General features: G+C 71.2%; 5 protein-coding genes and 1 pseudogene. 3 read left to right on the forward strand and 3 right to left on the reverse strand.

What is annotated here, in order from left to right:
* Nucleotides 1–455: 455 nt before the first annotated feature.
* Nucleotides 456–1,106: a MarR family winged helix-turn-helix transcriptional regulator gene (locus ABT078_RS41955; protein ID WP_351237654.1), complete on the reverse strand. Its 651-nt coding sequence runs from the start codon at nt 1,104–1,106 to the stop codon at nt 456–458.
* 130 nt (nt 1,107–1,236) lie between these two features.
* Here ABT078_RS41955 and ABT078_RS41960 point away from each other — a divergent pair, with 130 nt between their 5' ends.
* Nucleotides 1,237–2,541 carry an MFS transporter gene (locus ABT078_RS41960; protein ID WP_351237656.1) on the forward strand — a complete coding sequence of 435 codons (1,305 nt, stop codon included), beginning with the start codon at nt 1,237–1,239 and terminating at the stop codon, nt 2,539–2,541.
* A gap of 79 nt (nt 2,542–2,620) precedes the next feature.
* Here the strand turns inward: ABT078_RS41960 and ABT078_RS41965 are convergent, their stop codons facing one another.
* Both ABT078_RS41965 and ABT078_RS41970 read right to left on the reverse strand, forming a co-directional pair.
* A complete protein-coding gene (locus ABT078_RS41965; RefSeq protein ID WP_351237658.1) occupies nt 2,621–4,309 on the reverse strand; it encodes an ATP-binding SpoIIE family protein phosphatase in 1,689 nt (562 codons plus the stop codon).
* A gap of 135 nt (nt 4,310–4,444) precedes the next feature.
* On the reverse strand, nt 4,445–5,914 hold the full coding sequence (locus ABT078_RS41970; protein ID WP_351237660.1) for an NAD(P)/FAD-dependent oxidoreductase: 1,470 nt from the start codon (nt 5,912–5,914) through the stop codon (nt 4,445–4,447).
* A 337-nt stretch (nt 5,915–6,251) separates the two neighbouring features.
* Here ABT078_RS41970 and ABT078_RS41975 point away from each other — a divergent pair, with 337 nt between their 5' ends.
* Together ABT078_RS41975 and ABT078_RS41980 are read left to right on the forward strand one after the other, a co-directional pair.
* Nucleotides 6,252–7,127, forward strand: a complete 876-nt coding sequence (locus tag ABT078_RS41975) for a TetR family transcriptional regulator (protein WP_351237662.1) — start codon at nt 6,252–6,254, stop codon at nt 7,125–7,127.
* Between the two features lie 347 nt (nt 7,128–7,474).
* A pseudogene (locus tag ABT078_RS41980) lies at nt 7,475–8,437 on the forward strand (sigma-70 family RNA polymerase sigma factor); the annotation flags it as partial.
* Between the last annotated feature and the right edge of the window lie 95 nt (nt 8,438–8,532).

The raw sequence follows: 8,532 nt of genomic DNA on the forward strand, positions 1-8,532 counted from the left end.
TTCTCTGGGGCTTTCCTCCGGGCGCTTCCCTTCGGTGTTTCCAGCTTAGCAGATCCGATTTCCGTTTCCGCCACCCGCTGGAGCGGGCTGCCGGGCTGTTCTTCGCTTTCGCGTTTCCCTTTCCGGCGGTTCCGACTCTATCAGACTCTTTCGGGCCTGACTCCCAGTCAGAGGGGGCTGCCGTCCCGGCGGTTGGGCCGTTCCGACGTTTCAAACTCTAGCGGATTTCCCGGGTGACTCATAATCGAGCCATCGAAATGAATTCCGGCATGCCGAAATTCATCCCGGTTGGGAGTTCGTGCAGAGTTTGGTTGCCGCATCAGCGGCGGGATCGGTCGTCGCAGAACCGTTCCGGCTCCGTGACAACTCGAAGAACCTTACGGATCGGCGAGGGGTCTGTCAACCCGCCCCGCCGTCCATCTTCCCGACACCTTCGGGACAGCTCTCCGGTCCGGCTAGTCCAGGTCGGTGAGCCGGCCGCCCGCGTCCGGCTGGGTGTGCTCCACCCGACGCAGGACGCGGATGAGCATCTCGCCCAGCACGCCCCGCTCCCCGCTCGTGAGGTCCTGGAGCAGGTCCTCCTCGAAGGCGGTGGCCATGCGCATTGCCTCCAGCCACTTCGTGCGGCCTTCGTCCGTGAGCTCGACGATGACGCGCACCCGGTTGCTCTCGTCGCGGTCGCGGGTGACCAGGCCCTCGCTCGCCATGCGGTCGATGCGGTGGGTCATGGCGGCCGGGGTGAGGCCGAGGCGCTTGGCGAGTTCGCCCGGGCCGAGGCGGTACGGAGCGCCGGCCAGGACGAGGGTCTTGAGGACCTCCCACTCGGCGTTGCTGATGCCGAGGGCGGCGATCTGGCGGCCGTACGCGACGTTCATCCGGCGGTTGAGCCGGCCGAGGGCGGAGACGACCTTCTCGACCTGGGGGTCCAGGTCGAGGAATTCACGCTGGTACGCGGCGATCTGCTCGTCGAGGCTCGGCTCCTGCGCGGCTCCCGCGGCCTCCACGACCTGCGGGGTCTGTGCGGCGCGGGTGTTCTTCGCGGCCTGGACCGAGGCGGGACCGGGCGCCTGCCCGTGGGCGGGCTGCTCGTCGGGGGTGTCGGGCATGCGGCCACTATCCCACGCATCGAGTTGGCTTCTAAGTCCTTGGATATGTATTGTTAACGTTCTAACTTTAGCTTCGAAGTCTTCAGACTTCAGTCCTTCCGTGCCGGCGGACAGACCAAGGCAGGTGAGTATGACCAGGCAGATGGGCGCTGCGATGCGCCGGATCCAGGCGGGGAACGTGCTGAGCGCGTTCGGGCTCGGGTTCACCGTTCCGTATCTCTATGTGTACGTGGCCCAGGTGCGTGACCTGGGCGCCGGCACGGCGGGGGCCGTCCTTGCCGTCTTCGCCATGGCCGCGCTCGTCGTCCTGCCCTTCACCGGGCGGGCCATCGACCGCCGGGGTCCGCTGCCTGTCGTGATCGTCGCCTCGCTGCTCGCGTCCGCCGGTGCGCTGAGCATGGGGCTGTCCGGGAATGTCCCGATGGCCGTGCTGTCCGCCGCGCTGCTGGGTGCGGGTACGGCGGTGATGCAGCCGGCGCTCGCGACGATGATCGTCTGGTGCTCCAGCCCGGCGACCCGGACCCGGGCGTTCGCGATGCAGTTCTTCCTGCAGAACCTGGGGCTCGGGGTCGGCGGTCTGATCGGTGGGCAGATCGTCGACGAGAGTCGGCCCGGCAGCTTCACGCTCTTGTTCTCGATCGAGGCGGCGATGTTCGTCGTGCTGGCCGGTATCGCGGCGACCGTGCGGATGCCCGCGTGCCCGTCGATCCCGGACGCGATGCCGGAGAACACCGAGGCGAAGGCCCGAGGTGGGCTGCGGGCCCTGCTCGGGCACCGGGCGATGGTGCAGCTGTGCGTCCTCGGGTTCGTCCTCTTCTTCGCCTGCTACGGACAGTTCGAGTCGGGCCTTGCGGCGTACGGCACCGAGGCCGCCGGGATCGACCCCGCGACGCTCGGCTTCGCCCTGGCGGCGAACACGGCCGTCATCGTGGTCGCGCAGTTCGTCGTGCTCAAGTTCGTCGAGCGGCGGCGGCGTACGCGGGTGATCGCGGCGGTCGGGCTGATCTGGGCCGTCGCGTGGCTCTTCGCGGGGTACGCGGGGCTCGGGCACGGCAGCCAGGCGATGGCGACGGCCGCGTTCATCTCCACGTACGCGCTCTTCGGGCTCGGTGAGGCGATGCTGTCGCCGACGGTGGCGCCGCTCGTCGCCGACCTGGCGCCGGAGTCGATGGTCGGCCAGTACAACTCGGCGTTCGCTCTGGTCAAGCAGCTCGCGCTGGCGATCGGTCCGGCCGTGGGCGGGCCCATGGGCGCCGCGCTGCACGGCCCGTACATCGTGACGTTCGTACTCTTCTCGCTCGGCATCACCGCGCTCGCGCTGCGGCTGGGGAAGCGGCTCACGCCCGTACAGGACCAGCCGTCGCTCGTCTCGAAGTCGCGGGTCGTGGCCAGGCACCTGCCCGAGCAGGGCGGCCGCGTGGAGACCGCCGTCTGACGACGGCCGGCCCGCGACGACGGCCGGCGTCCGACTCGACCGCCGCCCATCGGCGGCTGCCCACTCGTCGTCCGGTCGCCTAGTCGTCGGGCAGCGCGAACTCGCACCACACCGCTTTGCCGCCGCCGGGGGTGCGGCGGCTGCCCCAGGACGAGGCGATCGTCGCGACGATGGAGATTCCGCGACCCGCCTCGTCCTCCGTTTCGGCGCGGCGGCGGCGCGGCAGATGGTCGTCCCCGTCCGTCACCTCGATGATCAGGCGGCGGTCGGTGCGGCGGAGCCGCAGCCGCATGGGCGGGGTGCCGTGCTGCAGGGAGTTCGCCACGAGCTCGCTCGCGGCGAGCACGCCCAGGTCGCGCAGCTCGCCCGGGAATCGCCAGGAAGCCAGCACCCCCGACGCGAACGCACGCGCGCGAGGCGCCGCTTCGACGCCGCCGAGCAGCTCCAGGGCCGCGTTGTGGAACAGCTCCGCGTCCGGGCCCCTGCGGGTCGGGTGCTGGAGGACGAGGACCGCGACATCGTCGTCATGCTCCGCGGTCACGCCCAGGGAACGGATCAGCCGGTCGCACACCACCTGAGGTGTGCCTGTCGCCCCCGCGAGCGCGCGCTCCAGGGCGGCGACGCCTTCGTCGATGTCCTCGCCGCGCCGCTCGACCAGACCGTCCGTGTAGAGGACGGCCGTGGAGCCGGGCTGGAGCGGGATCGTGCCGGAGGTGTGCAGCCAGCCGCCGGTGCCGAGCGGGGGCCCGGTCGGCTCCTCCGCGCGGTGGACCGTGCCGTCCTCGTCGCGTACGAGGATCGGCAGATGGCCCGCCGACGCGTACACGAGCCGCCCCTCGTTGGGGTCGTGAACCGCGTAGACACAAGTGGCGATCTGGCTGGGATCGATCTCGGCCGCGAGTCCGTCGAGGAGTTGCAGCACCTCGTGCGGAGGCAGGTCGAGGCGTGCGTACGCGCGGACGGCCGTGCGCAGCTGGCCCATCACTGCGGCGGCGCGGACGCCGCGGCCCATGACGTCGCCGATGACGAGGGCCGTGCGGCCGGCGCCGAGCGTGATCACGTCGTACCAGTCGCCGCCGACCGCGGCGTCCGTGCCGCCCGGCCGGTAGTCGGCGGCAATGCGGAGGTCGTCGGGCTGCTCCAGCTCCTGAGGGAGCAGGGAGCGCTGGAGGGTGACGGCGGTTTCGCGCTGGCGGCGCTCGCTGGCGCGAAGGCGCTCGGCGGCCTCGGCGTGGTCGGTGACGTCGGCGGCGAAGACGAGGACACCGCGGCCGGTGTCCGTCACCGGCCTGGCTCCGGAGCCGGCTCCGGGTGCAGGCGTCGCGGCCTCGGCGGGCAGGCAGGTGATCGTGTACGAGCCGCCGCCCTGGATGCGGCGGGATTTCACGGTGCGGGGCTTTCCACTCCGCAGCACCTGGTCCATCAACGGGAGCAGACCCATCTCGGCGAGCTCGGGGCAGGCCTCGGCGGCGGTGGCACCGACGGCACGGGGCCCGAACGCGGCGGCGTACGCATCGTTGACGTACCCGATCCGGTGTTCGGGGCCGTGGACGAGAGCGACGAGGGCCGGGAGCGGGCCGAGCAGCTCCCGTACGGAGAAGTGGTCGAGCGTGGCTACGCCGGAGTCGGGCACGGCGGTGGCGTCGGACGGGGACTCCGGCCGCTGGTCGTACTCGCCGCGGGCCGCGGGCACCGACCCGCGGTCGATCCGCGCTGCGGCGCGACGCTGCGTACCGGGGAGCCGGGCGCTCCAACGCGTGAAGTTCACGGATTTTCTAGCCTCGTGTGTCGATTGCTGATCGTCGTGGGCGCTCGGCCGCGCCGCGGGGACAGGTCACTCTGTGCAGGTGTCGGCCCACCTATCGTCACACGTCCAGTGTGACCGCCGGCACTGACAACGTCGTCAGTACAACCCGGGGTCCTCCCCCGGCCCCGGGTTCCTGCTGCCCTTCGGGCCCTTGGGCGGGTCCTCGTGGTGGCGGGTGAGGGGGCGGGACGGGACGGCGCCCGCGGCGAGTTCGAACTCGGCGCGCGGATGTTCCAACGAGCCCAGCGAGACGATCTCACGTTTGAAGAGCCCCGACAGCGTCCACTCGGCCAGAATCCGTGCCTTCCGGTTGAACGTGGGCATGCGGCTGAGGTGGTAGACGCGGTGCATCAGCCACGCCGGGTAGCCCTTGAGCTTGCGGCCGTACACGTGCGCAACGCCCTTGTGCAGCCCTAGCGACGCGACGGATCCGACGTAGGCGTGGGCGTACTCCTTGAGAGGCCGGCCGCGCAGCGAGGCGACGATGTTCTCGGCGAGCACCTTGGTCTGGCGTACGGCGTGCTGGGCGTTCGGCGCGGTCTCCTTGCCGGCCTCCTTCGCGGTGAGGTCGGGTACGGCGGCGGCGTCACCGGCCGACCAGGCGTGCTCGACACCCTCCACGGTGAGCTGGGCGGTGCACTTGAGGCGGCCGCGTTCGTTGAGCGGCAGGTCGGTCGAGGTGAGCACGGGAGCGGGTTTGACGCCGGCGGTCCACACGACCGTGCGGGTCGGGAAGCGGGTGCCGTCACTCAGGACGGCGACGCGGTTCTCGCAGGATTCCAGGCGGGTGTCCAGCCGTACCTCGATGTTGCGGGCGCGCAGCTCACGGACGGCGTACCGGCCCATCTGCTCCCCGACTTCGGGGAGGATGCGGTCGCTCGCCTCGACCAGGACCCATTTCAGGTCCTCGGGCTTGATGTTGTGGTAGTAGCGCGTGGCGTAGCGGGCCATGTCCTCCAGCTCGCCGAGCGCTTCGACGCCTGCGAAGCCGCCGCCCACGAAGACGAAGGTGAGGGCCGCGTCGCGCAGGGCGGGTTCGCGGGTGGAGGAGGCGATGTCCATCTGTTCGATGACGTGGTTGCGCAGGCCGATGGCCTCCTCGACGGACTTGAAGCCGATGCCGTACATGGCGAGGCCGGGGACCGGGAGCGTGCGGGAGATCGAGCCGGGGGCGATGACGAGCTCGTCGTACCCGAGCTGGATGCCGCCCGCGCCCTCCTCGGCGGTGGCGAGGGTCGTGACGGTGGCGGTGCGCTTGGCGTGGTCGACGGTCCTGACCTCGCCGATGAGGATCTTGCATCTGCTCAGGACACGGCGGAGCGGGACCACCACATGGCGGGGCGAGATCGCGCCGGCCGCCGCCTCGGGCAGGAAGGGCTGATAGGTCATGTACGGCTCGGGCGCCACGACGAGGATCTCGATGTCTCCTCGCGCCAGCTCCGCCTTGAGTCTGTCCTGGAGGCGGAGCGCGGTGTACATCCCCACGTAGCCGCCGCCGACGATGAGAATGCGCGTGCGCGGCGAGGAGCCGGGTGCCGTGTCCCGGGAGTATGCAGCCTTCACCATCCCATGACGCAACGGCCCCAGGAGTTTGTCCACAGGCCCGGCAAATTGTGTGACCGGAGGTTTTCGCCGGACCTCTACGGCCGCAACCCGGGTGCCGGGGAAGGTGTGCAGGTCAGGGTGGGCGAGGGGGGTGGCGGGAGGGTGCCGAATCGGGAACGTTCCGGCTCTTGCTCCGATCGGGGGGCACACCGTGCGGAAGAGCCCCTTCTGAATTGACCTCGACTCAACTATGTTCGTACTCCGTCGGGGTGTCGGGTCGGTGACTCGTCTGATTCACCCCGGCTGTCAGGGCGGGGCGTCTCCGGGGGGAGACGACTTCATCACCGGGGGAACGGTTATGCACATTCAGGATTCGCATTGGCAGGCCGCTGTCGCTTCCGACGGCAACGGACGCGCGGTGACGGGGGCGGTGGCCGGAGCGGGGACCGCCGGGGGCCTGGGCGGTTCCGTGGCCGGAGGGCCCGGTGGAACCGGTCCGGCCGGGCGTTCGGCTCCGCTGCGCGTGGACGCGCAGCGCAATCTGGAGCATGTTCTGCGGGCCGCGCGCGAGGTGTTCGGCGAGCTGGGCTACGGCGCGCCGATGGAGGACGTGGCGCGCCGGGCGCGCGTCGGTGTGGGCACGGTCTACCGCCGCTTCCCGAGCAAGGACGTGCTGGTACGGCGGATAGCCGAGGAGGAGACCTCCCGGCTGACGGAGCAGGCGCGTACGGCTCTGGGGCAGGAGGAGGAGCCGTGGTCGGCCCTCTCCCGCTTCCTGCGGACGTCGGTCGCGTCGGGCGCGGGCAGGCTGCTGCCGCCGCAGGTGCTGCGCGTCGGCGTGGACGTGGACGACTCGACGGTCGTGCCCGAGGTCCTGGGCGGCGGCGAACGGGACGGCCGGGGCGACGGCCGGGAGGAGTCGCGCGTGCCCCAGCAGCGGCACGGCTTCGGTGGGCAGCCCGAGTTGCGGGTCGTCGGGGCGCGTCCGGCGTCGGTGCAGATGCCGGTGGCCGAGCAGGACGACGCGGGTGCGGGCGAACTGCTGGAGGTCGTGGGGCGGCTGGTCGACCGGGCGCGGGCGGCCGGTGAGCTGCGGCGCGATGTCACGGTGGCCGATGTGCTGCTGGTGATAGCCACGGCAGCACCGTCACTGCCGGACGCGGCACAGCAGGCGGCGGCCTCTGCCCGGCTGCTGGACATCCTGCTGGAGGGCCTGCGGTCGCGGCCGGCGTGATGGCCCGGCGCAACGCAGCGGGCTGCGGGTGCACGGCCCACGGCCCGTCAGATGGCCACCGGTCGTACGGCGCAGTCGTACAGTCTGTTGAGCATTCCTCGTACGGGTGAAGGCTCGTGCCCGGTTCCGGGAGGCTTCCCCGGATGAGTGGTTGCCGGGAGACTGTGTCCTGAGGCCCGTCGCTCTGTGGCACTCTTGCCCGGTGTTCGTGTCATTGGGTGCGTACAGGGGCTTCCTCGATGAGCGGTGACGGGCGGGACGAACCACTCGGCGGTGCGACCGGCCCGGAGGCCGGCGGTGGCGGGCGCCATCGGCAGGTCCCGAGCCAGGGCGGACCCGGGCACCCGATGGCTGCCGGGCATGCCTCCGAGGCCGAGTTCGGGCGGGACGTCGACGCAAGTGTGCCGTCGCAGCGCGAAGGCGGAAGCGGGGCCATGGCCGCCGGTCTGCAGACGTCGGACGGTGACTTGATCCAGCGGTTGCGGCTCGGCGACGACAGTGCGTACGAGGAGCTGTTCCGCCGTCACTCCGGGGCGGTACGGCGCTACGCGCGCACCTGCTGTCGCGACGCGCACACGGCGGACGACCTGACGGCCGAGGTGTTCGCCCGCACGCTGCAGGCGGTGCGGGGCGGTGCCGGGCCCGAGCAGGCTGTACGGGCGTATCTGCTGACGACCGTGCGCCGGGTCGCCGCCGCCTGGATGAATTCCTCGAAACGGGAGCAACTGGTCGCGGACTTCGCGGTCTTCACCGAGCAGGCCGCCCGTGCCTCGGAGGCGACGGACCAGGAGACGCTCGATCTGGGCGCGGACGTACGGGCCATGCACGAGGCCGAGCGGTCGCTGGCGCTGCAGGCCTTCCGCTCGCTGCCCGAGCGCTGGCAGGCGGTGCTCTGGCACACGACCGTCGAGGAGGAGTCGCCGAGCGAGGTCGCACCGCTCTTCGGGCTCACCGCCAATGCCACGGCGGTACTCGCCAGTCGGGCGCGCGAAGGTCTCAAGCAAGCCTATCTGCAGGCCCATGTGAGCACCGCGCTCACGTCGGGCGGCGACTGCGCGCGCTACGCCGACCGGCTCGGGGCCTTCGCCCGGGGCGGGCTGCGGATGCGGGCCGAGCGGGGGCTGCGCAAGCACCTGGAGGAGTGCGCCAAGTGCCGGCTGGCCGCGGGCGAACTGGAGCAGGTCAACGCCGGGATCCCGGCGCTGCTGCCGGTCGCGGTCATCGGCTGGTTCGCCGCCGGGTACTCGCTCAAGGCGGCCGGGATCGTGGCAGGCGGTGCCGCGGGCGCGGCGGGTGCGGGTGCCGCCGCGTAACCCCGGGTCTGCAGTCGATACGGGCAGGCTAGAGTGTGGTAGGGGAGATCGGAATTCCTGGTGTAGCGGTGAAATGCGCAGATATCAGGAGG

The organism is Streptomyces sp. NPDC002133, assembly GCF_040296405.1.
GTDB lineage: Bacteria > Actinomycetota > Actinomycetes > Streptomycetales > Streptomycetaceae > Streptomyces.